Source organism: Bartonella sp. AA2SXKL (assembly GCF_042197205.1).
Taxonomy (GTDB): Bacteria; Pseudomonadota; Alphaproteobacteria; order Rhizobiales; family Rhizobiaceae; genus Bartonella.
This window is the reverse complement of sequence record NZ_JBHIRN010000013.1, coordinates 1-24884: the sequence shown is the minus strand read 5'-3', so window position 1 is coordinate 24884 and position 24884 is coordinate 1. Positions and strand designations below refer to the sequence as shown.

29 protein-coding genes, 1 tRNA gene and 5 pseudogenes are annotated in these 24884 nt (G+C 36.5%); 25 read left to right on the top strand and 10 right to left on the bottom strand.

Annotated elements, in window-relative coordinates:
- The first annotated feature begins 1330 nt into the window (after positions 1–1330).
- The 4 genes from rsmI (at position 1331) to ACFINS_RS08020 (ending at position 3789) form a co-directional block, all read left to right on the top strand.
- The gene (gene rsmI / locus ACFINS_RS08035; RefSeq protein ID WP_375612262.1) at positions 1331–2218 is read left to right on the top strand and encodes a 16S rRNA (cytidine(1402)-2'-O)-methyltransferase; all 888 of its coding nucleotides are present in this window, start codon (positions 1331–1333) and stop codon (positions 2216–2218) included.
- Between the two features lie 4 nt (positions 2219–2222).
- On the top strand, positions 2223–2591 hold the full coding sequence (locus ACFINS_RS08030; RefSeq protein ID WP_375612280.1) for a YraN family protein: 369 nt from the start codon (positions 2223–2225) through the stop codon (positions 2589–2591).
- 101 nt (positions 2592–2692) lie between these two features.
- Positions 2693–2938, top strand: a complete 246-nt coding sequence (locus ACFINS_RS08025; protein ID WP_375612261.1) for a hypothetical protein — start codon at positions 2693–2695, stop codon at positions 2936–2938.
- A 56-nt stretch (positions 2939–2994) separates the two neighbouring features.
- Entirely contained in the window at positions 2995–3789 is a 795-nt protein-coding gene (locus tag ACFINS_RS08020) for a pyrroline-5-carboxylate reductase (protein ID WP_375706070.1), read from the top strand.
- A 308-nt stretch (positions 3790–4097) separates the two neighbouring features.
- Here the strand turns inward: ACFINS_RS08020 and ACFINS_RS08015 are convergent, their stop codons facing one another.
- On the bottom strand, positions 4098–5159 hold the full coding sequence (locus ACFINS_RS08015) for an Mrp/NBP35 family ATP-binding protein (RefSeq protein WP_375612259.1): 1062 nt from the start codon (positions 5157–5159) through the stop codon (positions 4098–4100).
- A gap of 604 nt (positions 5160–5763) precedes the next feature.
- On the opposite strand from ACFINS_RS08015, the gene rpmH reads away from it, so the two are divergent.
- From rpmH to ACFINS_RS07975, 8 genes are all read left to right on the top strand, one after another.
- Positions 5764–5898 (top strand): 50S ribosomal protein L34, encoded by a 135-nt coding sequence (gene rpmH / locus ACFINS_RS08010; RefSeq protein WP_375612258.1) that lies wholly within the window; start codon positions 5764–5766, stop codon positions 5896–5898.
- Between the two features lie 117 nt (positions 5899–6015).
- Complete coding sequence (rnpA, locus tag ACFINS_RS08005; RefSeq protein ID WP_375612257.1) at positions 6016–6408, top strand: ribonuclease P protein component; 393 nt, start codon at positions 6016–6018, stop codon at positions 6406–6408.
- Positions 6398–8236, top strand: a complete 1839-nt coding sequence (gene yidC / locus ACFINS_RS08000; protein ID WP_375612256.1) for a membrane protein insertase YidC — start codon at positions 6398–6400, stop codon at positions 8234–8236. Before rnpA ends, yidC begins: the two co-directional genes overlap by 11 nt.
- A complete protein-coding gene (gene yihA / locus ACFINS_RS07995; protein WP_375612255.1) occupies positions 8233–8877 on the top strand; it encodes a ribosome biogenesis GTP-binding protein YihA/YsxC in 645 nt (214 codons plus the stop codon). The genes yidC and yihA overlap by 4 nt, the downstream gene beginning before the upstream one ends.
- Positions 8878–9016: 139 nt before the next feature.
- Entirely contained in the window at positions 9017–9709 is a 693-nt protein-coding gene (locus ACFINS_RS07990; protein WP_375612254.1) for a glutathione S-transferase family protein, read from the top strand.
- A 1100-nt stretch (positions 9710–10809) separates the two neighbouring features.
- A complete protein-coding gene (gene dapB, locus ACFINS_RS07985) occupies positions 10810–11622 on the top strand; it encodes a 4-hydroxy-tetrahydrodipicolinate reductase (RefSeq protein WP_375647171.1) in 813 nt (270 codons plus the stop codon).
- A gap of 28 nt (positions 11623–11650) precedes the next feature.
- Positions 11651–12271, top strand: coding sequence for a 2,3-bisphosphoglycerate-dependent phosphoglycerate mutase (locus tag ACFINS_RS07980; protein ID WP_375706069.1), 621 nt, complete (start codon positions 11651–11653; stop codon positions 12269–12271).
- Between the two features lie 114 nt (positions 12272–12385).
- Positions 12386–12470, top strand: a tRNA-Leu gene (locus ACFINS_RS07975).
- A gap of 87 nt (positions 12471–12557) precedes the next feature.
- On the opposite strand, the gene ACFINS_RS07970 is transcribed toward ACFINS_RS07975, so the two are convergent.
- The 9 genes and pseudogenes from ACFINS_RS07970 to ACFINS_RS07930 form a co-directional block, all read right to left on the bottom strand.
- Entirely contained in the window at positions 12558–12761 is a 204-nt protein-coding gene (locus ACFINS_RS07970; protein ID WP_007553275.1) for an AlpA family transcriptional regulator, read from the bottom strand.
- A gap of 96 nt (positions 12762–12857) precedes the next feature.
- Positions 12858–13346, bottom strand: a complete 489-nt coding sequence (locus ACFINS_RS07965; protein ID WP_375706068.1) for a DUF488 family protein — start codon at positions 13344–13346, stop codon at positions 12858–12860.
- Positions 13347–13409: 63 nt separating this feature from the next.
- On the bottom strand, positions 13410–14033 hold the full coding sequence (locus tag ACFINS_RS07960) for a lambda exonuclease family protein (protein ID WP_375651296.1): 624 nt from the start codon (positions 14031–14033) through the stop codon (positions 13410–13412).
- Between the two features lies 1 nt (position 14034).
- A pseudogene (locus ACFINS_RS07955) lies at positions 14035–14813 on the bottom strand (ERF family protein).
- Positions 14814–14865: 52 nt separating this feature from the next.
- The gene (locus ACFINS_RS07950) at positions 14866–15126 is read right to left on the bottom strand and encodes a hypothetical protein (protein ID WP_375706067.1); all 261 of its coding nucleotides are present in this window, start codon (positions 15124–15126) and stop codon (positions 14866–14868) included.
- A 623-nt stretch (positions 15127–15749) separates the two neighbouring features.
- Positions 15750–16360, bottom strand: a pseudogene (locus ACFINS_RS07945) (phage antirepressor KilAC domain-containing protein); the annotation flags it as partial.
- Between the two features lie 182 nt (positions 16361–16542).
- Complete coding sequence (locus tag ACFINS_RS07940; protein WP_375612542.1) at positions 16543–16668, bottom strand: hypothetical protein; 126 nt, start codon at positions 16666–16668, stop codon at positions 16543–16545.
- Positions 16669–16753: 85 nt separating this feature from the next.
- Positions 16754–16915 (bottom strand): hypothetical protein, encoded by a 162-nt coding sequence (locus ACFINS_RS07935; protein WP_375612553.1) that lies wholly within the window; start codon positions 16913–16915, stop codon positions 16754–16756.
- A gap of 131 nt (positions 16916–17046) precedes the next feature.
- Positions 17047–17697, bottom strand: a complete 651-nt coding sequence (locus ACFINS_RS07930; RefSeq protein ID WP_375612543.1) for a S24 family peptidase — start codon at positions 17695–17697, stop codon at positions 17047–17049.
- Positions 17698–17747: 50 nt separating this feature from the next.
- Here ACFINS_RS07930 and ACFINS_RS07925 point away from each other — a divergent pair, with 50 nt between their 5' ends.
- From ACFINS_RS07925 to ACFINS_RS07865, 13 genes and pseudogenes are all read left to right on the top strand, one after another.
- Positions 17748–18068, top strand: coding sequence for a hypothetical protein (locus ACFINS_RS07925; RefSeq protein ID WP_375706066.1), 321 nt, complete (start codon positions 17748–17750; stop codon positions 18066–18068).
- An 83-nt stretch (positions 18069–18151) separates the two neighbouring features.
- Positions 18152–18663 (top strand): annotated as a pseudogene (locus tag ACFINS_RS07920) (crossover junction endodeoxyribonuclease RuvC).
- Between the two features lie 145 nt (positions 18664–18808).
- Positions 18809–18982 carry a hypothetical protein gene (locus tag ACFINS_RS07915; RefSeq protein WP_375706065.1) on the top strand — a complete coding sequence of 58 codons (174 nt, stop codon included), beginning with the start codon at positions 18809–18811 and terminating at the stop codon, positions 18980–18982.
- 934 nt (positions 18983–19916) lie between these two features.
- Positions 19917–20099 carry a hypothetical protein gene (locus tag ACFINS_RS07910; protein ID WP_375612546.1) on the top strand — a complete coding sequence of 61 codons (183 nt, stop codon included), beginning with the start codon at positions 19917–19919 and terminating at the stop codon, positions 20097–20099.
- A 206-nt stretch (positions 20100–20305) separates the two neighbouring features.
- Positions 20306–20654 (top strand): annotated as a pseudogene (locus ACFINS_RS07905) (hypothetical protein).
- A pseudogene (locus ACFINS_RS07900) lies at positions 20641–21148 on the top strand (hypothetical protein). Before ACFINS_RS07905 ends, ACFINS_RS07900 begins: the two co-directional pseudogenes overlap by 14 nt.
- A 341-nt stretch (positions 21149–21489) precedes the next feature.
- Entirely contained in the window at positions 21490–21939 is a 450-nt protein-coding gene (locus ACFINS_RS07895; protein ID WP_375612547.1) for a hypothetical protein, read from the top strand.
- A gap of 38 nt (positions 21940–21977) precedes the next feature.
- Positions 21978–22358 carry a helix-turn-helix domain-containing protein gene (locus tag ACFINS_RS07890; protein WP_375612551.1) on the top strand — a complete coding sequence of 127 codons (381 nt, stop codon included), beginning with the start codon at positions 21978–21980 and terminating at the stop codon, positions 22356–22358.
- 135 nt (positions 22359–22493) lie between these two features.
- Positions 22494–22946 (top strand): single-stranded DNA-binding protein, encoded by a 453-nt coding sequence (gene ssb / locus ACFINS_RS07885; RefSeq protein ID WP_375706064.1) that lies wholly within the window; start codon positions 22494–22496, stop codon positions 22944–22946.
- Between the two features lie 10 nt (positions 22947–22956).
- Complete coding sequence (locus tag ACFINS_RS07880; protein WP_375612549.1) at positions 22957–23493, top strand: hypothetical protein; 537 nt, start codon at positions 22957–22959, stop codon at positions 23491–23493.
- 67 nt (positions 23494–23560) lie between these two features.
- Positions 23561–23761 carry a type II toxin-antitoxin system HicA family toxin gene (locus tag ACFINS_RS07875; protein WP_375612550.1) on the top strand — a complete coding sequence of 67 codons (201 nt, stop codon included), beginning with the start codon at positions 23561–23563 and terminating at the stop codon, positions 23759–23761.
- A complete protein-coding gene (locus tag ACFINS_RS07870) occupies positions 23758–24153 on the top strand; it encodes a type II toxin-antitoxin system HicB family antitoxin (protein WP_375613839.1) in 396 nt (131 codons plus the stop codon). The genes ACFINS_RS07875 and ACFINS_RS07870 overlap by 4 nt, the downstream gene beginning before the upstream one ends.
- A 498-nt stretch (positions 24154–24651) precedes the next feature.
- Positions 24652–24884: hypothetical protein (locus ACFINS_RS07865; RefSeq protein ID WP_375651288.1), on the top strand; the 233-nt coding region annotated here is incomplete at its 3' end.

Here is a 24884-nt window from a genome sequence, read left to right as displayed (position 1 = left end):
TAAAAAACAAAATAGCTTTCATGACCACTCTATGACGTGTTTTATAGAGTTGTTTTTTTATAAAGCTTGTGCTTTCGCTATTGCTTGTAAATCAACATCCAAATTGAACACAAGTGGTATATTTAAAAGAAAGATTAAGGTGAATGAAAGCTCTGCACGCCGTTCCAGCTTTTGTAGCTAGAGCAAAAATATTGCATATTCTATTTGAGTAATCTCTGAAACGAAAATACAGCTTCATTTAGCAAGAATATGAAATCTGAAAGGAAAAAACTGTTTTCCTCTTTACTATCATCTGTCCATTCGGTTTTAAAACTTTCAAAAGCATCACAATAACCTCTAAAAAGAAGAGATAACGTATTGTCTCCGCTTTTATTACTTACGTTTTTTATGGGAGCATATCCTTCAGAAAAAATGAGGTATCCAAAATTAAAACAGACTTGTGTTGTTCAGTCATGGGCTTGTTTTTAAGAGATAGCTCTCATATCAAACAATTATTTTGCGACACTATCCGAAAAAGGTATAACGCAATCCTGTGAACGAACAATTCCATATTTATGAAATAAAAAGTACAAGCTAACAGCATTATTTTCTCTGCGATCTCCAATGAGGCGATAATCTTTGTTTTAAGGAGGTTTCAAGATGCACAAAAATGATTTTGATTAATTGACTATAAGAAGAGCTGAGATAATGTTACGATATTTAAAGCTCCTAATTAATAGGCAAAATAATAAATTTTCTATTATAAATCAAATGTTTAAGATAAAATTTAGCCTTAAACTTTTCTAAGGTACTCATTATACTGTATACTGTTAAAGCTGTAGAGAATATGAAAAAATAAAGTATTTTGCTGATAAGAGCTTATATTTGATCAAGTCAGCTGCCAGTTAACTGTATGTGTTTCAAAAGGGGCTGTTTACATTTGCTCAGAAAAACAGTTTGGATATCAATAGAATATTTGAAAAATCGGCGTTATGGAAATAATCTAAAAAGCTTAGCTTTTCAAAGAGCACAAAGAAGCATGAGATTATAACATGAGTAAAGTTGTTTTTTGGTTCTCGAAGGAAAAACTTTATAGAAAATCATGGGGCTGATAGAATATTGGTTACATTTGGAATTTGTTTTACTGGAAAAAATAACGCGGATCAAAATAGATAATAATGTTAAATTAAGACGTTAAATATGAAATTATCTTATTGTAGTGTAATCGATTATTCGAGTAAGGTAAGCCTTTGTAATGATAAAAAATGTGCTGGTAAAAAATGAGCCAAAATGGCTTATGAGTATGGATAAAAATCTTGTGGTGAGGAGAATTTAATGAAAAGAAAAGAGCATGTGTGAAAAAGCATATTTTATAGGTGCGCATGCTTATTCTGCACCCGTTATAGAATCAGGGCTTTATCTTGTGGCAACACCTATCGGAAATCTTGCAGATATTACGCTTCGTGCTTTGCAAGTGCTTGCAGGAATTGATATTTTAGCGTGTGAGGATACGCGAGTAACACGTGTTTTGTTGGAACGTTACGGCATTCAAAAAAAACCTTTTCTCTATCATGAATATAATGCGCAAAAAGCGGGTCCGAAGCTCTTAGCGGCTTTAGCAGAAAACAAAACAGTAGCACTTGTTTCAGATGCCGGAACACCACTTATTTCTGATCCTGGATTTCGATTGGTAGAAGAGGCCCGTAAAGCTGGTCATAAAATTATTCCTATTCCTGGAGCATCCGCTCTTTTAGCCGCTCTTATACCGACAGGGCTTCCTACGGATAGCTTTTTTTTTGCAGGTTTTTTGAGTGCACGAAAGCTACAGCGCCGAAAACGGTTGGAACAATTAAAAGAGATTCCAGCAACTTTGATTTTTTATGAATCACCGCATCGTCTTGTTGAAACTTTACAGGATATGGTCACACTTTTTTCGGCTAATCGACCTGCTGCCATTTGTCGTGAATTAACAAAAAAGTTTGAAACAGTAGATGTTTCCAATTTGGGAAATTTGTTAGAAAATTACAGAAAACAAGCACATATTCGTGGGGAAATTGTTGTACTTGTTGGAGAATCATCTTCTTCTTTAAATGTGATAAGTGATCAAGAAATTGATGAAATGCTATTAGAACGCGCACGGATACATTCTGCTGCTCAAGCGGCAGCTTTTGTTGCAAAAAAAACCGGTTTAAAAAAGCAAGAACTTTTTCAGCGATTAATCTTTTTAAAAAATGCGTAAAATAATACAAAAAAAACGCAGACAAAAGTCTTTTTATCGAGGGATTCGTGCAGAAAAATTGGCAGCTTGGTGGCTACGTTGCAAAGGGTTTCACATTGCCGAAAGGCGTTTTAAAACAAAATGTGGAGAAATTGATTTAATTGCACGACGCGGAAATCTTGTGTTAATCGTTGAAGTTAAAGCACGTTCAACGTTGGCTGAAGCAATGGAAGCGGTTTCCCGAATGAATGAAAAGCGAATTGAGGCAGCTGCCGATATTTGGCTCGCACGGCAAAAAGATTATGCCCTTTTGTCTGTACGCTTTGATTTAATTGCAATTTTACCTTGGCGTTGGCCACAGCATATCCCTGCATTTTTTACATCTGATCAATAAAAGGCCTCCCCGTTTTAACCATATTCAATAAAAAACATTTCGTTTTTATGTGCATATGCGTTAAAAAGTGTGTAATAATTGAGCGCTATAAGGAGCGAAATATGGATGATTATGAAAAGTTTGCAACAGGTTTGCTCATCATTTTTGGAGCGCTAATTATTGGTGGGTTAATGGCAATGCATATTGTGCTTATGAATAAACCAGGTTTTTTATTTGCATTAGCCGCAGCTGTTGTTGGTTGGTTTTCTGCTTTTGCCGTTCTCTTTGACAAGCCCAAAATCTATTTGGTTTTGATTATTCTTGCTATGTTATGTGTTGCTTCTTCAATTAGCGTTTATGTTAGTTAAAACACCTGAGATGTTGATTGAAATTCCTTTTAAAATATGAAACTGAGAAATAGATAATGAGACTTGGCTTTTTGGGAACGGGTACAATCAGTGCTTCAATGGTGAATGGCTTAATGACAAGCAACTTTGATGTTTCTTCCATTATTGTTTCGCCTCGCAATGCACAAACAGCAAAGCGCCTTTCACGTACTTATGATAAAGTTATGATTGCTGAAAATAACCAAGCGTTGCTCGATGTTAGTGATTGTGTTTTTCTTTGCTTGCCCAACCAAATTGCAGAAGACGTTTTGTGCTCTCTTCGTTTTCGTCCAGAACAGCTGGTTATTTCCGTACTTGCTATGGCAAAAGCAGCAGAAATAGAAGAGTGGATTAATCATAAAGTTTATCGTGCTGTTCCATTACCTTTTGTTGCAGAATGCAAAAATTTGACACCAATCTATCCCAATCATCCCTTTTTACGCACTTTATTTGATGCATTGGGGGGCACATTGGTGCTGGATAAGGAAGAGCAGTTTAATCTTTTTATGACAGCTGGTTCACTTATGGGAGTATATTTTAATTTTATAGAAACTGCCCATCAATGGTTTATAACACAAGGGTTAAAAAAACAACAATCAGCAGAATTCCTTACCATGATGTTTGGAAATCTTACAGATGAAATGCGTAAAACTATAGCAACGGATCGTTCTGTATCTCTCGATTTTGCACTGCTTGAAAAAGAGTTTTCAACAAAGGGTGGAACAAATGAATTTTTGTCAAATTACTTTTCTCAACAAGGAGGAAGGAATGCTTTAACAATGGCTCTTGAAGCTACTTTGCAAAAAATGAATGCTTCTAAAAAGAAATTTTAAGATTTATATCAAGAAAATTCGTATCAAAAAATGATTTTTAAAATATTTTTTACAACCTTTTACAATTTTTCTAAATTATTTTTATTTTCGGTCTTCTTCTTTTTGCCTCAAGTCCAATATTTTTTCTACCTCACGGCTCTAGCTCTTCAATTTTGTTCCCCTTCAGGTTATCCAAACGCATGAATAATTTTTTGTTTATTTAACCTATATATTCCATTCACACATTAAAACTTCCTCTTACAAAGAAGCGACTATTTTTATGTCTTTCATGATTGTGTTTTAATAAACTCTCTTAAACACCCCCCCATTCAAAAGAGTTGATTTTTTATTTGATCAACAATTTTACGATATAGTTTAGCATGCTCTTCACTAGGCTTAGCAACAAAAATAGGGATTCCCTCATCTGAAGAAAATCGTAAAGCTGCATCAAGCGGTATTTCCCCTAAGAAAGGGAGTTCTCGACGTTCCGCTTCTGCCCGTGCACCACCATAGCCAAAAATATCATAGCGTTTTCCCGTATCAGGAGCGATAAAATAACTCATATTCTCAATGAGTCCTAAAATAGGAACATTAACTTTCATGAACATTTCTATTGCTTTACGTGCATCCACTAAAGCAAGATCTTGGGGCGTAGAGACAACCAACGCACCTGTTAATTGTACCTGTTGGGCAAGCGTTAATTGTGCATCCCCTGTACCGGGCGGCATATCCACGACTAAAACGTCCATAGGGCCCCATACAACATCTCGTAACAATTGCGTTACAGCTGCCATAACCATAGGACCACGCCATACTACCGGCTTTTCTTCCTCAACCAAAAACCCCATCGACATCAATTTAAGTCCAAATTTTTCAAGAGGTTGAATCTTTTTTTCTCCAATAAGCTGTGGTTTTTGATTAACAAGTCCTGTCAAACGTGGCAACGAAGGACCATAAATATCAGCATCCATCACCCCCGTTTTGAAACCAGAATCTTGTAAAGCTAAGGCGATATTTATTGCCATCGTAGATTTTCCGACCCCTCCTTTTCCAGAAGCAACAGCAATCACATGCCGCACACCTTCTATGGGCATTTTGATCGGTAAGAGATTTGCTCTCCGACTAGGTGCTGTCTTTGTTATTTTTTCTGCTGTAAGTGTAACAACAGCAGATTTCACTCCCTCCAAAGCACATACCACCTTTTCAGCAGAACGACGCAATGATTCCCATTTTTGCACACCTCCATCAGGAACTGTAATGGAAAAGAAAACCTTACCATCAGCAATCAATATTTCTGAAAGAAGACCCAACGACACAATATCGCTTTCAAGATCTGGTCCTTTGATTGTACGTAATACGTTGCGGACAGCCTCACTTGTGATAAGATCCATGTTCTTTCCTCTCTATAAAAATACCAGCAAATATAAGCATAAGAACGAAAAATACTTACAAGGTTCATCACCTGATAATTTTGTTCATCACTTGATAATTTTCTACTTTACTCAGCATTATAAAGTATACATCTCTTATCTCTTTAAAAATATGAAACCATCCTTAAAATAAAGAAGTTCAAACATAAAATCTGCTATAAAATCCTATCAATCACGTTTGTGCTACAACCACTTTAATGAATATTCTGATAAAAATTTTGTAAAAACAAAAACTGAAAAAAACTCTTAATCCTAAAGGATATTTTAAATTGAGCATACAGTAATCAGTCACACCTTCTTTAATTCTTTAAGGCCCTAGCTATTTATGTTCTGTAGCTTCAATCGTTATTTTCTAACACTCCTACAGTATTGTAAAAAAGCGTTACAGATAGTTATAAGGTGTTTTGTATTCTTTCAAGAGAGAGAAAAACAATCTAAGATTGACTTTTTTTATATTTTTCCTTATGGGTTAACAGCCGTATGATAGGATAAAATTGTTTATCTCGCGCATAACTACTCATAAAACGAAGATTAAGAAGGGCCGCACTCCGCGGTATTTAAATAAATGAAACGTACTTACCAACCCTCTAAACTTGTCCGTAAACGCCGCCATGGGTTTCGTGCACGCATGGCCACAGCTGGAGGACGTAAAATTATTGCTGCAAGACGTGCTCGTGGACGTAAGCGGCTTTCTGCTTAACCATTTAAATTTTCACAACCGTTGAGGATTGCTCATCGTTTCTTCGTTGTGAAACTTTTATTATGAACCTACAATGTCTGCTTGCAGGCATTTAATGAAATTGCGAAATATTCTTTTATGAAGAAAAAACATCCCTGCCGTATTCGCAAAAGAGCAGACTTTTTGGCTGTCCGTACAGGAGAAAAACGACGTGGTCCTTTATTTTTGCTCGAAGTTAAATCTCGTGAACAAACAACAGAAAGAAAAGATTCTCTTTTTGCACGTGTAGGCTTCACTGTTACCCGTAAAAACGGTAACGCTGTGAAACGTAATCGTATCAAAAGGCGCTTGCGTGAGGCCGTGAGAGTTGGTGTAACAAATCACATGGAAGCAGGAACAGACTATGTCATTGTAGCGTACCGTGATGTGTTACATGCACCTTTTACATCCTTGATTAGTGAATTAAATCGGCGAATAAAACCAAAAATAAAACATCAGCAACAACAACAAGGGTGTACGGATGGAATATAATCGCAATTTCTTTATCGCTATTGGCTTATCTTTCGTAGTGCTCATCGCATGGCAATTTCTTCATGTTGCTCCCAAACAAGCAAAGTTACAAAAACAACAAGTCATCGCACAGCAATTGTCAAAACAACAATCAGCCCTTTCTACTACCACGACAGATTTTTCTGATGATACCTCAACGTATCAAGCTACATCTATCATCGAACAGCCCATGACACCTGAAATCCGGAAAGCTGTATTGGACAAAACAGAGCGTATTGCAATCAAAACCAATGAACTGGAAGGCTCTATTAATCTTGTTGGTGCACAATTTGATGATCTTCACCTCAAAAAATATCGTTTAACAGTCGATAAAAAATCACCGGAAATCGATTTGCTAAATCCTAAAGGTTTCAAAACAACCTACCTTGCTGAATTTGGTTTTGCAAGTGCGTCTTTGCCAGCAAAAGCCTTGCCACAATCGGATACAAAATGGCAAATAGAGGGAAACAATACAATCCTGACTCCTTCAACACCCATCACTTTAATTTATAATAATGGACAGGGACAAATCTTCCGGCGGACCCTTTCTGTTGATAATCATTTCATGTTTACCATTGAGGATTCTATCAGCAATGAAAGTGATCAACCAATACATCTCTCGTCCTATGCCCGCGTTGCACGTGCAGCACCACCAGAACATACAAATGCAACCTATTTACTTCATGAAGGTATGATAGGTATTGCAGGAGATTCGCTCAAAACTGAAAAATATAAAACCTTAGCAGAGCTTGACCCAAATCCTGATAATGGGCAAAAAAGCATGACTTTTTCCAAAGTAACAGGAGGTTGGATTGGTATTACCGATAAATATTGGGCTGTAGCAGTTATTCCCCCGCAAAATAAAGAATATACAAGCCGTTTTATTTATTTTGATCGTTTGCAAACGCATTATCAGTCTGACTTGCTAGGGTCGCTTTTAACGATTGCCCCAAATGAAACAAAAACTGTTACAAATCGTCTTTTTGCTGGTGCAAAACAAGTTGAAATTATTAATAATTATCAAAATGACCTAAAAATAAAAAAGTTTGCTCTTTTAATTGATTGGGGCTGGTTTGATTTCATCACCAAACCAATGTTTTCCCTCATTGATATTCTTTATAAACAAACAGGGAATTTTGGTATCGCCATCCTTCTTGTCACAGTTCTCTTAAAAACTCTTCTTTTCCCTCTAGCCAATAAATCTTATAAATCTATGGCACGCATGAAGCTTTTACAACCGCGGTTGCTAGAAATAAAAGAAAAGTATCCCGATGACCAAACCAAACAACAAAAGGCAATAATAGATCTATATAAAACCGAAAAAATAAATCCCCTTGCAGGCTGTTGGCCAATGTTGGTTCAATTCCCAATATTCTTTGCTCTTTATAAAGTTCTCTATATCACTATTGAAATGCGCCATGCCCCTTTCTTTGGCTGGATTAAAGATTTAGCGGCACCCGATCCAACTTCTCTTTTTAACTTGTTTGGTCTCTTGCCATATACAACGCCAACATTTCTTATGATTGGTGCATGGCCTTTGATTATGGGAATAACGATGTTTTTACAAATGCGTATGAATCCTGCTCCTCAAGACCAAACCCAAGCGATGATATTCACATGGATGCCTGTTGTCTTTACTTTTATGCTCGCCTCTTTCCCTGTTGGTCTCGTCATCTATTGGGCATGGAACAATATATTATCAATCATTCAGCAAGGTATCATGATGAAGCGCCAAGGAGTTAAAATTGAGCTTTTTGATAATCTGAAAGCCATCTGGAGAAGATCACCCAAAAAAGAAGTGCATGAATGACAAGAGATTCTTCCCTTTCTGGAATTTTTTCTCGCAATTGGATTTTTATTCGTGGTGTACCAGAAATACGCTTTCTACCCCCTGAAGGACCACCAGAAATTGCATTTGCAGGTCGTTCCAATGTTGGAAAATCATCTTTAATCAACGCACTCGTCCAACAAAAAAGCTTAGCACGTACCTCAAATACACCAGGACGAACTCAAGAGCTTAATTATTTTGTCCCCGATGGATTCAGTGGGCAACTAGGAGACCTTCCCCCTCTAGCATTAGTAGATATGCCTGGTTATGGTTTTGCTGCTGCTCCTAAAAATCTTGTTGATGCGTGGACAAATTTGATTTTTAGCTATTTACGGGGGCGCACAACGTTAAAACGTGTATATATCTTGATTGATTCACGGCACGGAATCAAAAATAATGATGAAGATGTTCTTGCTCTCCTTGATAAAGCAGCTGTTTCTTATCACATTGTTTTGACAAAAAGCGATAAAATCAAATCAAATGCTTTGGAAAAATTAATTATGAGCACACAAACAAAGCTTCTTAAACGCCCAGCAGCTTATCCTGAGCTTCTTGTAACCTCTTCAGAAAAAGCTATCGGTTTAGAAGAATTACGTGCTGCCATTTTGCAAACCATCGCATAAGAGAACAATTCCTAGTCATTAACAATTTATTAATTATAATTACTAGCAACTACTAATGATCTTGTACTTCTAGTCAAGCATCTTTATAAAAATGATTACTTGAAAGAATTCTCTTCAACTCTATTTGATAGTGTAAATTATGCTGACACTTTTTCACTCTCCCCTATCCTCTGCCTCGCGCTTCATACGCCTCATTCTTGGGGAATATGGTGTAACCACTCAACTGATTGAAGAATATGAATGGGCAAGAAGACACGAATTTCTAGCCCTCAATCCCGCTGGTCATGTTCCTGTTTTTCTCGATGAACACGAGGTTCCATTATCAGGTCCTCTTGTTATCTGCGAATATTTAGACGAAACACATGGAAGTTTACGACAAGAAAATAAGCTCTTTCCAGAAAATCCTTTAGATCGTGCGGAAGTACGCCGTCTCAATGACTGGTTCTTAAATAAATTCGAAAATGAAGCAACGCGCCATATCGTACGAGAACGAATCCATAAACGTGAAATGCCACTTGCCATTGGCGGTGGTGCTCCTAATTCACAAATTTTACGCAATGCACGTGCCAATATTTTACCACATATGAACTATCTCAATTGGCTCTGTGCCTCTCGCGATAGCTTAGTCGGTTCTGCCTTGTCCTATGCAGATCTAGCAGCAGCAGCCTCTATTTCTGTACTTGACTTTCTAGGGGAAATTGACTGGGAACAATCTCCTGCTGCCAAAGACTGGTATATGAGAATTAAATCACGCCCTTCTTTTCGTTCTCTTTTAACAGATCGCGTCCGCGGAATTGTTGCAAGTGCTCACTATGCAGATCTTGATTTCTAACCTTCTCTCACAAACAAAAATAAAAGTGATATTTTATCTAAAGGATATTTATAGGTTTATGAATTTTTATGCATGCGTATAAACAATATAATAATATATTGATTTATGATCGTATTAAACAGAGAATAAAACCCATTATAATTGAATCACAAAAATCACTTTCTTATCGTGTCACAAAAAAGATCAGCACAGGGATAAAAAATACTTAAGAAAGGATTTTAAAGACTCTCTTTAAATACAAGAGCTGTAGCATCATTGGAAGCTAGGCAAATAAAATAACAATACTTAACGCATGTTATACTCCATTCTCCCCAATATATGAAAAAACGCATTTCATAATATATCCTATTTTCTCTATAATAAACAAAGCCTCATCATGCGTTTTTACAACATAACAATTTTTTCAACTGACTTTCCTAAAAGATGAAGAATCCGCCCAACTCTCGTGTGTAAACAATCCAACTTCTTGTTAGCCCTTGCCCCCCTTTTACGTGATTTTATTTATGGATAACGTATTGATATACAATGATAAATAATCGTTTTCTTATGCGTCACAAATGGAATTGATGAGTGAAAATGACTAAGTTAAAACATTAAAGGCTAACAAAACGTATGATAATGTTGATTTGCTCTATTTATGAAGCATAAAGATAGTGGCGCAGAATAGATTTTATATTATTCATGGATATTCTCTCGTGATACCACTCACGAGCACTATCATAAAATAAGTTTAGAAGAATTGATAAATATTTCTTTAAGAAAAGCGCATGAATTGACAACATAGGTCTATTTTGTTTGGGAGATCTTATTTTGCATGAAGAACGCTCCCCTTTAAAGAACGAAAAAAAAGCGTAAAGTAATACACAATCTTCATAAGGTTTCATAAGCAAACCTTACTTAAGAATATTCATCACACACTCTAACGAAAAACATCTCTATTTAAATTTGTAGATCTTATATCACTTGCTCTAAACAACAGTGTTTTACAGCACAACAAGATAAATTAAAGAAGGAAAAAAATTCTATAAAGAAAAAGAACTATTGGAAAGAAGGCAAGAATTTGCCTATACTGCACAGTAAAGTATCATAAGGAGATAAAAATGCGCCTTACAGTTGTTGGTGCAAATGGAAGAATGGGACGTGAACTCATTACAGCAATCCAGCAGAGGAAAGATGTAGAGCTTTGTGCTGTTCTTGTACGTAAAGGCTCACCGTTTGTAGGAAAAGATGCCAGTGCATTAATTGGTTCAGATTCTCTTGGGATTAGTATCACTGACAATCCCGAAAATGCCTTTTCTAATACAGAAGGTATTTTAGATTTTTCACAACCAGAAGCCAGTATTCTTTATGCTAACTACGCTGCTCAAAAAAGCCTTGTCCATATTATTGGCACCACAGGATTTAGCAAAACAGAAGAAGAAAAAATTGCAAATTTTGCGAAATATACAACTATTGTCAAATCCGGAAATATGAGCCTTGGAATAAATCTTTTAGCCAACCTTGTAAAGAAAGCCGCTAAAGCATTAGAAGCCGATGATTTTGATATCGAAGTTTATGAAATGCATCACGCTAACAAAGTTGATGCTCCTTCTGGAACAGCCCTTCTTCTTGGCCAAGCAGCAGCTGAAGGGCGCAATGTTATGCTTAAAAATGTGCGTGTCAACGAACGCAATGGTCATATAGGTAAACGCAAAAAAGGCACCATTGGCTTTTCCTGTTCACGTGGTGGGACAGTTGTTGGAGAACACAGTGTCATTTTTGCCGGCTCCAATGAGCGCATTGTTCTTTCACATACAGCGCAAGAACGCTCTATCTTTGCCAATGGCGCATTAAAAGCAGCTTTATGGGCACAAAATCATGAAAGCGGTCTTTATTCAATGTTCGATGTTTTGGGATTAAACGATGAATTTTAAACAATCAATAGAATAGAGGCAATTTATAATGGGACGCATACTTACACTAATTCGTCATGGACAAAGTGAATGGAATCTCAAAAACCTTTTTACCGGTTGGAAAGATCCCGATTTAACAGAAAAAGGTCATGCAGAAGCGATAGCAGCAGGAAAAAAACTGAAAGAATATGGTTTGAGATTTGATATCGCTTATACATCTGCCTTACAGCGAGCTCAAAAAACCACTCAGCACATTTTAGAGCAAATGGGACAATCAGATTTAGAAGTGATAAAAAATCCCGCATTAAATGAACGTAATTATGGTGATCTTTCTGGTTTAAATAAAGATGAAGTACGCCAACAATGGGGGCAGGAGAAAGTGCAAATGTGGCGCCGCTCCTATACGATTGCGCCGCCGAATGGAGAAAGCCTACGCGATACCGGTGCACGCATCTGGCCTTATTATCTTTACCATATCCAGCCTTATATTTTGCGCTCCCAAACTGTTTTGATCGCAGCACATGGAAATTCTCTTCGTGCTCTTATTATGGTGCTTGAAGGTCTCTCCGGTGAGGAAATTATATCTCAAGAATTAGCGACCGGCATTCCTATTATTTACACATTTAATCCGGATTCAACAATTTTATCAAAGACAGTCCTCACACCTTAAACTTCTAAAATCATGATCTCCCTCAAAAGTTCAATGCTATCGTTTTAAGCTGAAAAAATAAATTCTATAATTTTATTGACAGAGTTGCTTCATGCGCTTAGATGGATTTTATAAGCCCAAATGGCGGAATTGGTAGACGCGCAGGTTTCAGGTACCCGTGCCGTAAGGCGTGGAGGTTCGAGTCCTCTTTTGGGCACCAAATTTTATCTTTAATGTATTGAAATATATAGATTTTTTCTTTAAAGAGCTGTTTTTAGACCACCCTTTACGGTTTATAAAACTTTATCTAATTTACTCCTATTTGTTCCTTATTTTTCTTTGGAGTGAAGGCTAAGATCTCTTTTTTTCTCCACCTCACTGCTCTCCCTAGCTTATATGGCTCCGGAAACAACCCCTGAAGCACCCAATTGCGAATCGTTGTTGTGGATACACTAAAAAGCTGTGCACACTCACGTGTCGTTACATATCTATCTCCATCATCAAATATCATCTCATTACCTTTCTCTTTTTTATATTAATTAAATGGGTGGGAGTGCTGGAAGGCATGTGAAGCACTCCAACTTTTAAAAATTTGCAAGTTTATTTTTTAGATGTGCTTAATTTCATATTTCCAATCAGGCAATTGAGTAAGAGCTAATGCGAGTTGTCCTCTATGACACATGCATACATTGGCTTCAAAACAGGTGATTGCAACGCGCTTTTTGTTTAAAAAAATTTGATATAATTTGTTTATTGCACAAGAATTATTCTTGAGAGTTGTATTTTGATAATCTTCAAAAAGGCGGTCATAATCTTTTTGTTTTTTCAAATTTCTTCGTTTTTCAGAGGCAATTCCGAATTCAGGCATATGCATATATTCAATATCTATGTTGCTTACAGCTTGCTCTAATTGTCTTTTCGAAAATCCGTGTTTTCTACTTATTGGACTTTTACGAACATCACATAAAATTTTGATATTGTTTTCTATGAAACAACTAAGATAATTCTCAAGGGACTTACCTTCATAGCCAATGGTAAAAAAACAAAATTCCTCATCTTTAGCAGGCTGTATGATAATATGTTCGATGTTACACACGTTTAATTTCCTTAGTAAATGGGTGGGGATGCTCGTAGATATGCGGGGACCCCCCCCATAAGGTTAAGCAGCTTTTGTTGAGAGTTGTTGTATCTCTCGTTCTATCTCTGCTAAAAAGGCTTCAACAACTTGATTGATCTGTTCAATTTGTTGATCATCACGGAGAACACGCTTGACTTTCATGCGTAAGTGAAAGAATTCCCCCGTAAAACGTGGGTCATAGCTTACGAAATCACACCATTTTCGTCCTGTACAAGCCATTTGGAATTGCATTTGTGCGTGATATTCTGGTTTGATTTCGTCACCTATACAAAAGCGCATATGTGTTACTGATCTCGGGCATTTGACTTCGATTAAACCGTCTTCTCCAATGAGACCATCGGGGCTAGCCCCCGCCATTTCTATTGTGGGGTGTTGGATAAAGCCGCACTTTGTTATATTGGCATCATAAATGAAGCCATATTCTCTCAAGGCATCTTCTTCATGTTCGATACCCCATCTCATATCTTCAGTTTCATAATAGGGGCTTGTTTCGCCTGTTAAACGCTCTGTTATGAGTTTGATTTTGTAGTCTTCATATTTGCTCGTAGGCAATCCTTTTGTATTTTTATTGAGTATGTTGTAAATGTTTGATGCGGTGACTTTACCCAAGCGCGCTTGGAACCATTCTGCTGTTCGTTGCTCCATCTCACACCGCCGTTTGTTGCTCTTGTGATGGGAGCGATTGTAGAGCTTTTTCTTTTTGAATATTTTTTCTTCTTTCCAAATGCCCCAAAACCAATTCTGCTTTTTCACAAGACATATCTGTTAGTTTTCCTGCTTCTGCAAAATAGAGAAGACTAATTTCATTTGTCCCTGTTTCTTTAATTAATTATTCGATTTGCTTTATCTGTTTAGAGGAAACTTTTTGATTATTTGTATCGCCTTCTTTGGTTCGCGGTTGACCATCTGTATCGTCTTCTTTACTTGCTACATTAAGAATCATGCCTAACAGGTATCTCCCCGTAGGTAAGTGTAAAACCAACTGATCGTATGCTATTTTTAGAGCCTGTACTGTCAATTGGAAATGTTCCTTCTGTTGAGATTTGATTTTTGAAGGATGAGACAGAATTATTTCTATGGTAACGTTTTTTTCTGTTTAATGTTTAATATATTTGTATTTTGCAAGCCCGTCCTTTACAGCATCAATGTACTGATCAAGCATAGCGTATTTGCTGTTTGTATGGGTGATTGTAGAGTTTTTTCAATATTTTGATATTTTGTTTGCATAGCCGAAAGATCACGGACAAAGTTTTGGCGCTCTTGTCGTTCTATTTCTTTTTCTCTTAAATCAAGAAGACGCTTTAAGCGGTCAATACTGACGTCACTTTCTAAGGCTTTATTTAAAATACATTCCATAGCAGTTTGTTCGACGGCTAAATGATGTGTTTCTTCAATTTCTATTAGGTTAGTGTTTTGTTCACTCATTTTGATTTTCTCCATTACGCGCAATTCACGTGTGACGTGAATCACGCATGTTTTAAAAGGCTGGTTTGGCTGTTAGAAAGGGCTTATACGCTCTGTCTTTTCCAGGGATATGTTCGGGCTTTTCTATTATAACTAATATGTGTGTTGCTTGAAATACATGTGTTACCACATACAACAGCATCACCACCAATATGAGCTTTTTCACAAATATTGCATTGCCGTGAATTTCGGCTATTCCGTAAACTTGCGTATTATCGAAAATATGTGCATTGGATTCAACACAAACGCTTCCAACGTCTCTCAGTGCACGCATGCGACGAACTGGGCGACGATAGAGAATGTCTATTTCATCAGTAAATTCGTATTTTTTTCCATGGTTTATTGCCTCTCGCCCTTTGTGATGATTTCATCATTGATGATCTCTGCGTTTCCCTGAATAAATGCATAACCATGGATTTTGGCATTTCCTCCAACTTTTGCTCTGATGGAAATCAATGGACTGTCATAAATTTTAGCTTTTCCACTAATAAATGCAACACCAGAAATCTGTGCATTTTCGTAAATTTGTGCATTGGCAAAAACACGAATATATCCAAAAATCTGCGCATTGCTAAAAATATTAGTTTCTCTGGTAACAGATTCACTACCAAAAACACATGCATTTTCATAAATACCAGAAATGTTATCAATATAAACATCACCAAAAACCTTGGCATAACCATAGACTTTTGCATCATCACCTACCCAGCAATTACCATCATGACTGAGGTTGTCTTCTTTTTGTATAAAGCTGCCTAGGTCGCCTGCTTTAACAGCATCAAAATCTCTTAAGGCTTTAATTCAGTGAAGAGTTTTTCCAGCAAACTCTATTGTTTCATCAGTCATTTCGTATTTCTTTTCCATGATTGTTGCTCTTAATGCATACTTTATCTTTATAAGCTCTTGAAACTGCAAACCAATGCCTTCTGCTGCTGGTACAACTTTTTCTATTCCATTTGCGGTTTGAAGTGGATGGTCGGACAATCCATAAGTTGCTTTTGGATTTTGTCTTGATACGGTAGCAAATTTTCACCTGCTGCTCGTCTGTAAAACCACCCTTTTTGCTGTAAGAAGAGAATGAATTGTTTTGGTTGTATCTCGAGTATTTTAGCGGCTTCTGTAAGACCGAAGAGTCCGTTGTGACGTTGCAAACTTTCAAGAGCAGCTGCTTTGGGTTTAAGGATACTCACTTCACTTTTTAAAGTCTCTAATTGTGTGACACTTTCTAAAAGCAGTTTTTTCACAAAGAGAGAGTCTTCTAAAGCGTTTGCAAGGTCTAAAGGTTTCTTTGCACGCCGTTCACATTCAATAAAATATTGACGGGCTTGTTTACCTTTTTCATTACGCTCTACCATGGCGAGCTCTTTTGCCATGTCTAATGTGGGGTGATAGTCTATGGCTGTAACAGCTCTAGATTTTGCGCTCCCCAATTTTGTGGACCGCAAATCTTGTGTTTTTATAAAATCACTGTCCTCTTCAAATTCATATTGATGAATACGATCCTTAATTCAAGTAGAGAAATCTTTCCCCATTTCCAAAAATTCATGTAACTCACGTGCGTTGACCGTTTGAACGGTTTCGTGTTTGATTGTATTGTGCTGGATAGCAATAGGCTTTTCCATTACGAACCTCATGTTGATGGGATTGATGAATGAAAGGGGGCGGCGCTTTTAAATGCGCCCTTCAGAATTTAAAGCACATCACAAGGATGCAAACGGTGTTGTTGTTCGTAAGAATCATACATTGCATCGTTATATTCATGCTGTTTTATATCGTCTAAAAAAAACGTATGCTGTGATGTGTAAAATAACGTCATGAGGTATGTTTCCGTTAAAACACTGTTCTTCATGTTCTCTAAGATAAAATTCTGCGATATCTTCAGATATATCTTCGCAGCTCTTTTAAGAAGGATTGATGCGAAAGATTTGGATTTCATTATTTGCCTCGTCAATAATTTCTAGAACTTGGCTTTCATCCAGAGGTCCTGACCGACCAATGTTTTGATCATCATCGTAGACAACTAATAAAATTTCATCAGAATTTATAAGAATTGGATTTTCCATAATTTCTCCTCTCTAACGCCTCTTGGCAATTGTTTGTGCGTGGTTTATGGATACCAATGTAGCGATTTTGAAAAATTTTTTTAAAGTAATAAACTAAAGGCTTGCTTGAAGAGAAGTATAAAAATATTAATTCATATTCTGGCTGGCTTAATCCAGTCGATAGGTGCACACCATTCTAATTCTACATCTACGATATCGGCATATTTTCCATTTATACTGGATAAAACCCATTTCCCTTTTTCTTTTCCGAAACGTAATACTTTGATGTAAACTTTTCCACATTTAGTTTTTATGATAGCGCGGTTGTTAATAAGATCCTCTGGTAGCAAATGATAGGAATAAAAAAGAAGACTTCCTTCTTCAATGACTGGAAACATAGAATCACCTACCACGCGAACAGCAACAGTTCCTTTAGGAGCAGATGGCGGGGCTTCTACTTCTTCTAGACAACCAGAATCTATTGCGATTATTTCTCCTCCGGCTCCTACAGATCCGATCAAAGGAACTAAGTGATTAGTGGGAATAGAAGCACCTGTAAGCTTTGATATTTCTAATAATTCTCGAGCAGAAATATCTCTTGTTCCTTTTAGCATTTTATTGACGGCAGCACGATCTATTGAGCGACCTAAAGAAGCGGTTAGCTGTCTTGAAAGCCCTAATTGGCTTAATCCAGCTTCAGATAAGGCATTTTGTAACCATTGCGAGATACTTATTGTCATATCTTTATTGTAGGTACATTGTATACAATCGTCATTTTCTAATTTAGCAACATGTAGTTTCATTATAAATTTTCCTTCTTGATATTGTTTTTATAATCGCTACATAATGTGCTATGAAACAATTTTCGGAAATAATAAATCTGTTAGGTGGGGTTCGTAGGGTAGTATCTCAGCTGCTTGGGGTTCATAGAACACGCGTGTATGCCTGGCTCCGTCCTATATCAAAAGGGGGAACTGGTGGGAGAATTCCAACAAAACATATCCCAATTCTTTTGAATGAAGCCAAAAGAATTGGAGCACCGATTAAGGCAGAAGACTTTTTCTCGTTTTTTTATAGGACGCAATCATGTGATTCTAAATTATCTTCACAATCTGCTTTTATTGCTGCTTCTACAGAAAAGAATGAACATCAACAGCATCATTCACACTCTTAAACAAGCATTAAATAAAGAGATCAAATTAATAGATTACGCGTCACCATGCGCACGCATAAATACGTAGAGCCTTAAGGGGGATTATGATCACTAACGCACAAACTATTTTATGTCTTGATCTAGGAACCAAGACAGGCTGGGCGATCGTGGTGCAGATGGTCACATAACAAGCGATACAGAAGATTTTCAATCACGCCGTTTTGAAGGCGGTGGTATGCGTTATTTACGCTTTAAACGGTGGCTCACTGAACTAAAGAGGTCCGTTGATGAAATTGACGCGGTGTATTTTGAAGAGGTGCGCCGGCATGTGGGTACAAACGCTTCTCATATTTACGGAGGCTTTCTAGCAACCTTAACAGCGTGGTGTGAACATCATCAGATACTATATGAAGGCATTCCTGTTGGCACAATTAAGAAGGCAACAACAGGAAAAGGTAACGCCTCAAAAGAAGAAATGATTAAGGTGGTGTGTACAAAAGGACATACGCCTAAAGACGACAACGAAGCAGATGCTTTAGCAATTTTATATTTAATGAAAGAAGGGGGGGTATACATGTCCAATAAATTACCGTGGACGGAGGCTATTTGCAGATAAATGGATTCTTGATCTTGCTTGTTTATTTCCCTTTGAGTGCAAAGTTTACATAAAGTTACGCTTGCAAATGCTTTATACTGGAAAACCACTTTTAAATAATATGAAGGTCCGGGCTGATTACACTGGCTGTTCAGTAAAAATGTTCATGAAAGCGTTAGAAGTTTTAATAAGCACAGGTCATATCGAACGTTTAGACGATGGGTGTTTATGGAGTTTAAAAGTTGAAGAAGAACTCAATAACTCTAATGAGAGTTTAGAGAAGGTATCGAAGATGTCACGGTCAAAGACGTTATCAGAGAGAGCAAAGAAAGCAGCGTAGGCAAGATGGGATAAACATACAAATGATGCTTGTGATATGCTTAACGATGCTAAAGCAATGCTTAATGATGCCCATATATAACATAAACAATAACAGTTATAATAAAAACTAATACTATCGTATTAGCAAAAAAAAAAATTGTTCTGAAAATTTAGAAACAAACGAACAGGTTCATGAGTCAATAGAGATTCATGCTTGCGGAAGCTAACCAGAGCAAATCACAACGGATGTAGAAAACCAACCTCCCAATCACAAGCAAAAGAACGTTCCCCAAAAAGCGAAGCGGACTAAATCAAAAGATGATTTTCGCTTACCTGAGGATTTTGAACCTAATTTGCAATACGCAATCGATAAAGGCTAACCCATGATGAGGCGCTGTTAGAATTCGAACGGTTCACAAATTACTGGATAGCAAATCCAAATAAAAATGCAAACAAACGGGATTGGCAAAGGACTTGGTACAATTGGGTTACAAGCCCTATCGGAACGCTAGCAAAGAAAAAAGCAAGATTAGAACAGGAAAAACGGTTAGGTGGTCATTATGGAAAATTCACTCATAAAACTTTCACAGAACAGTTTGCAGAGGGCTTCAACGAACTCAGAGATCATCTCTCATCTGGAAAAGATTATGGAAATGATCAGTCCGGGGCATCCATTGACGCTGAAAGCTGGGAATACATTGACGAAACAGGAGTAGGCGCAAACCTTAGATGCTTGAATCATCTACAAGCGTTGCTTTCTGTGAAAGCTTCAGTTAAGCAGATTGAGCAAACTTCTTTCCTACTCTCAAGCCATGAGAGTCCCTGCGAATACAGACGCCAAAGCCATCGTTTTATCCTATGGCATGATGCTGGACCGCATTTCGTCATATGCTATGAAAAAGTGCGTCGAAAATATCGTAACGGGTTAAGCAATTGGGATATCAAAAACATTTATGCCAACTTGTGGAGAGCTTTTAACTTATTGCCAGACAGTAGAAAACACCCTTCTTTCAAAAGCCGAAAGTGTACGCAAGACTGTTTTGAGCACCCGTGAAAAAAGGCTGAAAGAAAAGGCAATGAGAGAGAATTCAAGACCACTCACGTTAGTTGAAAAGCAAAAGCTTGAAGGAATTTAAATGGTCTTGGGGGAACAGTGAAAAACATTGCAGGTTAGTAAACTAGTGAAAAGCGCTGATTATTTTGGGATTAGATATGTGTTTAAACCGACAAAAAGGCACCGTACAAAGAGATTTGAAGTTTTTTACTACAATTAAACACAAAACGCTCTGTACGGTCAAATTTAAGGTAAATAGACCAATTGGTAAAATTATGGACTAAAAACATGAGAATATTAAAAGACCTGTCCTTAAAAAAGCGTAAACAGCCAATGCAAAAAGAGTTTGTTGCAACAGCTGTTGGTTATGTTCCTTGGGGGGGGGACGGAGCGGCAGAGTATTTTTACAACCTCTACAAATATGAAGACGGTACAAGATAATGTGAAAAGTTTGATGGCGGCCAGTATTATACCACACCAGAATGCGGATTTTAGTACCAAAGCGCAGGTGAAAGCATGGGTTTACGGTGGTGCTATTCCGAAAAGCGTTCTCAATTACGAACCTCTTATAGACGAGATCAATAAAGAGATCAAAAAATTATCGAAAACCGCAGGAAATAAATATGTTTACAGATAAACAGCTAAGAGCCTTGTTTGGCATTATAACTTTTATATTTTTATGTTTTTTAGGAATTAAAAAAAATCCTTACTTTATTCAAAGTATTTTGACATTCGCATCTGTTTCTTTGGTAATAGTCACAACTGTTTTTGCAATTTTATGCAATTCTCATATTCCTTCTGAATTGCAGAGCAACCCAAAATATAAAGGTGATGATACAACGGGTTGGGTGAAACTAACACGTGATTTACAACAGTATTTGCACAGACTCTTAAAACTAATAAGTTTAGCGTTTGTCGTTTTAATTTTCCCAAATAGTTATAAAGAAACGGTTTCTTTACCTGTCATTTCTAGGTATGTGGAGTACAAGCTTTCTTTTCCATTGGGATACTTTACTTTGGTACTCAGATATTGCTCTTTGGTATTCCTTTTTAGTTTGTGTATTGTTTCTTATGTTACGTACACGCAGTTTAATAAACATATCTATTTACCCACTACAGTGCTCAGTTTAAAAGCCATAGTAAAACTTCCGATTTTATAAAACTGTTTAGATTAAATGGCATTGTCTCTTCTCAACGTTCATAGATGAAATCAACAAAAACATCAAAAAATCATTGAAAAAGGCGCGTAACAATGACTCATGTCTGCTCACCATTGAGATATCCAAGCGGTAAGGCTGCACTGTATGGAAAAGTCAAAGAAATATTTGAGAAAAAGCATTAAATGGCTGTTCCTATAGAGAGCCATTTGCTGGCAGGTGTAGACTTGCTCTAAAGCTTTTTTTAATGGTGAAGTTAAAGATATTCACATTAACGATATTGATCTGTTCATTTGGAGCTTTTGGTATTGCGTTTTGCACAAGACAGAAGAATTAATAGAAAAAATCAATACAACGACCATTAACTTAGAAGAATGGTACATACAAAAAGATAGAATACATTTAACTCGTTTAAATGCACGGGAATCTTTGCTGCGTTATGGAACTGATGAAAACACCTTTTTTTATATGGACCCTCCTTGTTTTAAAAAAGGAAAAGGGCTTTGTACTTGGTTTTACAAAGCTAATGATCACCACAATTTAGAGAATGTCATCTCCCAACATGTGACAGCACCTTGGCTAATTATTTATGACAACGTTGAAGAAATTAAATTATTGTATAGGCAATATCTCTCAATAGAATTTAGCTTACAATATTCTCTACAAGAGAAAAGGAAAGCTACCGAATTGATGATTTTTTCACCTAAAATCAAAGTACCTCAATTTTTAGAAAAGAATATAGGTTCGCTTCTCAAAGCAGCTTAATTGCAGACTGCATTAATAGGAGCTTTAATCAAATGCTTATGCTTACACCATTTGGCAAAACATTACGTAAAATTCGTATTGATCGAACAGAACGTCTATTAGATATGGCTAAGAAATTAGGCGTATCTATAGCATTTTTATCTTCTGTAGAAATTGGCAAAAAGCCTATACCTGCTGACATGGAAGAAAAGATCATTGAGAAATATGCTTTAGATAAAGAAACAGCCTCTATCTTGAGAAAAGAAGCAAATATTTGTCATAAGAATTTTACAATGAACTCTTCTGCCCCACTTAACCATGAAATTTCTAACACGTTTGTTAGAATTTTTAAGTCTCTTTCACAACAAGATCTGACAAAGTGCAATGAACTCATGGAGAAAGTAGAAAAAAAACAGTGCTTGCAGAATAGAATACCTTGATCTCCTTATTTTATACACTGTAAACATAATTTTATATGTTAAAAACAATAATATCATTTTGAAATAATTGAATAAATATGCAAATCATTCTAAGATTTTTTATGTATAAATTGCTAATCTAATGGAGCTACAAATATGCTAAATAAAGTGACGTTAATCGGGCGCCTTGGAGCTGATCCCGAAAGCAAAACAATGAATTTTGGAGAAGAAATAGTCAATTTTAGTATAGCGACTTCTGAGAGCTATACAGATAAAAAAACCAATCAAAAAGTAAAGAAAACAGAATGGCATTCCGTGGTGATTTTTAATCCACATTTAGCAAAAATTGCACTTCAATATCTAAACAAAGGTTCAAAGGTTTACATAGAAGGAAAATTACAGACACGCAAATGGCAAGATAAAAATGGGCATGACCGCTACACAACAGAGATTGTCTTACCACAATTCAAAGGCGAATTTTATTTGCTTGATGCAAAGAAAGAGCAATCAGCATCCCCTACCCCCTCACCCATTACTTCTCAAAATTATGCTATCGCTTCAGGTGCTACTGATCATGGCACATCTCTTAATGATGCTATCCCATTCTGATTGATAACATATGACAAAGAGAAAAAAACGTACAAAAAGCGAACGTCCTCGGATTAAAGGATGTATCAGAGAACCAAACGGACGCATCTCACGAGCAAAAACACCGCATAAACCCATGGATAAATTGGCAATTGAAATGCGTGCCAAACGCTTTGGCTTGACCATAGAAGAGGCTAAAAATCCGCTTTCCGGAACCTATATCGGGCGGTTTTATTTGCAAGGTGAAATCAATCAAGACCAATATGATGCTGCACAAAAATATCTTGAAGTGAAAAACAATTATCTATGTGCAAAAGAATTGCCTAATGCAATTTATGATAACTTTACTCCTTCATCAAATGAGGAGGCACAAAAACGGTGGATTGAAAGAGCAACTCATTGTTATGAAGAGACGAAAGAGGTTATCAAAGAAACACAACACCTCTATAGACAGTATAATCTTTACGCTGCATTACAATATCTTTTTATAGAAGATCAATCGTTAACACATCTTGTTAGCTCTTTGCGTATTGTTCTTAATGCGCTTCATAAGCATTTTAGCCATTAAAAAAGAATTGACATCAGATGAAAAATCATTAAAATGTGTATATATTTACACATTATGAGTTTAGGTAATGGAACAAGATAGCCGAAAAATCATTGCAAAATTAAAGCGTGATGGCTTTGAACTTATCAAAGTGAAAGGTTCTCATCATAAATTTAAAAAAGATGATAAGGTTGTTATCGTTCCACATCCTAAAAAAAATCTTCCGATTGGTACAGCACGTTCTATCGCACAACAAGCAGGCTGGTTAAAAGAAGGAGAAGAAGAATGAAAAGATTTTTTGCTCTTGTTCATAAAGATGAAGAATCTGCTTTTGGTGTTCAGTTTCCTGATTTTGAGGGACTTTTTTCTGCTGCTGATGAGGAAGAAAATTTAATCGCAAATGCAACAGAAGCACTCCAACTTTATTGTGAAGATATAGATAGAGTGCCTATTCCTTCAAAATTTGAAGAAGTCATACAACGGAAATCTGTCAAAACAGCTTTGTCAGAAGGAGCTTTTTTAATACAAGTTCCTTTTATTGAAAATGATTCAGAAGTCATACGCACAAATATATCAATTGAACGAGGGCTTTTACGTGCAATTGATAATTGTGCACAAAAGAGAGGTTTAACAAGATCTGCTTTTTTGGCAACAGCAGCCCGTCACGAGCTTAATATTTAGCTCATCAATCTGGAAAAATTTCTCACTCTCGATTTTTTTACAAAAGCGTGTAATTGCATATGATCCGCAAACTATTAATGAAAATCAAAAGGCAGCAGGCAAACAAAACGCTATAGTTAAGAGGGATATAACTATCATTGATATTATATACATGGCATCTAATATTTCTGGACCTGTCATTGCCTTTCCCTCCTATAATAATTTCACAATAATTTATAAAATCTAAAATGTTTTAGAAAATTTTATATATTCTATTTTAAAATAAAAAATATAGATTTTTTTGTTGGCATGGTGTAAAAAATTGCATTTAATGACGATACTGCACTAGTCGTATTGCGTCTAAAATTCAAAAATATCCCCAAAATTCAGTAAAATGTCAACTTGAAGCGTGGCTAGAAAGCCCTGTTTTCTAGATAATTCTGACTAATCAATTTTTCACAGAATAAAAATCAATAATTGACTAATTATGTCATTAATTATGACTCAAAAGGAGCAATGATGAAAGCTGTCATCACTAAGCCAATGTGTGTTGTTGGCGACAATAAAAGCACTGTTCGCTTTGAACCATCAACACCCAATAATCCATTTGTTGAAGTTTCCAATCAAGTCTACGCACGTCTCAAGCGCGCCAATGCTGTAAAACCTTTTATTGGAGTCAAAACAACAGCAAAACCTGAAAAGACAGTTGAACAAATTAAGCAAATAGAACAAGAAGCCACACAAACATCAAC

Excerpts from the sequence above, each read along its gene's own strand:
- rsmI (WP_375612262.1), top strand. The coding sequence starts at position 1,331 with ATGTGTGAAAAAGCATATTTTATAGGTGCGCATGCTTATTCTGCACCC.
- ACFINS_RS08025 (WP_375612261.1), top strand. The coding sequence starts at position 2,693 with ATGGATGATTATGAAAAGTTTGCAACAGGTTTGCTCATCATTTTTGGA.
- ACFINS_RS08020 (WP_375706070.1), top strand. The coding sequence starts at position 2,995 with ATGAGACTTGGCTTTTTGGGAACGGGTACAATCAGTGCTTCAATGGTG.
- ACFINS_RS08015 (WP_375612259.1), bottom strand. The coding sequence starts at position 5,159 with ATGGATCTTATCACAAGTGAGGCTGTCCGCAACGTATTACGTACAATC.
- rpmH (WP_375612258.1), top strand. The coding sequence starts at position 5,764 with ATGAAACGTACTTACCAACCCTCTAAACTTGTCCGTAAACGCCGCCAT.
- rnpA (WP_375612257.1), top strand. The coding sequence starts at position 6,016 with ATGAAGAAAAAACATCCCTGCCGTATTCGCAAAAGAGCAGACTTTTTG.
- yidC (WP_375612256.1), top strand. The coding sequence starts at position 6,398 with ATGGAATATAATCGCAATTTCTTTATCGCTATTGGCTTATCTTTCGTA.
- yihA (WP_375612255.1), top strand. The coding sequence starts at position 8,233 with ATGACAAGAGATTCTTCCCTTTCTGGAATTTTTTCTCGCAATTGGATT.
- ACFINS_RS07990 (WP_375612254.1), top strand. The coding sequence starts at position 9,017 with ATGCTGACACTTTTTCACTCTCCCCTATCCTCTGCCTCGCGCTTCATA.
- dapB (WP_375647171.1), top strand. The coding sequence starts at position 10,810 with ATGCGCCTTACAGTTGTTGGTGCAAATGGAAGAATGGGACGTGAACTC.
- ACFINS_RS07980 (WP_375706069.1), top strand. The coding sequence starts at position 11,651 with ATGGGACGCATACTTACACTAATTCGTCATGGACAAAGTGAATGGAAT.
- ACFINS_RS07970 (WP_007553275.1), bottom strand. The coding sequence starts at position 12,761 with ATGATATTTGATGATGGAGATAGATATGTAACGACACGTGAGTGTGCA.
- ACFINS_RS07960 (WP_375651296.1), bottom strand. The coding sequence starts at position 14,033 with ATGGAGCAACGAACAGCAGAATGGTTCCAAGCGCGCTTGGGTAAAGTC.
- ACFINS_RS07950 (WP_375706067.1), bottom strand. The coding sequence starts at position 15,126 with ATGCGTGCACTGAGAGACGTTGGAAGCGTTTGTGTTGAATCCAATGCA.
- ACFINS_RS07940 (WP_375612542.1), bottom strand. The coding sequence starts at position 16,668 with ATGACGTTATTTTACACATCACAGCATACGTTTTTTTTAGACGATATA.
- ACFINS_RS07935 (WP_375612553.1), bottom strand. The coding sequence starts at position 16,915 with ATGGAAAATCCAATTCTTATAAATTCTGATGAAATTTTATTAGTTGTC.
- ACFINS_RS07930 (WP_375612543.1), bottom strand. The coding sequence starts at position 17,697 with ATGAAACTACATGTTGCTAAATTAGAAAATGACGATTGTATACAATGT.
- ACFINS_RS07925 (WP_375706066.1), top strand. The coding sequence starts at position 17,748 with ATGAAACAATTTTCGGAAATAATAAATCTGTTAGGTGGGGTTCGTAGG.
- ACFINS_RS07915 (WP_375706065.1), top strand. The coding sequence starts at position 18,809 with ATGAAAGCGTTAGAAGTTTTAATAAGCACAGGTCATATCGAACGTTTA.
- ACFINS_RS07910 (WP_375612546.1), top strand. The coding sequence starts at position 19,917 with ATGCCAACTTGTGGAGAGCTTTTAACTTATTGCCAGACAGTAGAAAAC.
- ACFINS_RS07890 (WP_375612551.1), top strand. The coding sequence starts at position 21,978 with ATGCTTACACCATTTGGCAAAACATTACGTAAAATTCGTATTGATCGA.
- ssb (WP_375706064.1), top strand. The coding sequence starts at position 22,494 with ATGCTAAATAAAGTGACGTTAATCGGGCGCCTTGGAGCTGATCCCGAA.
- ACFINS_RS07880 (WP_375612549.1), top strand. The coding sequence starts at position 22,957 with ATGACAAAGAGAAAAAAACGTACAAAAAGCGAACGTCCTCGGATTAAA.
- ACFINS_RS07875 (WP_375612550.1), top strand. The coding sequence starts at position 23,561 with ATGGAACAAGATAGCCGAAAAATCATTGCAAAATTAAAGCGTGATGGC.
- ACFINS_RS07870 (WP_375613839.1), top strand. The coding sequence starts at position 23,758 with ATGAAAAGATTTTTTGCTCTTGTTCATAAAGATGAAGAATCTGCTTTT.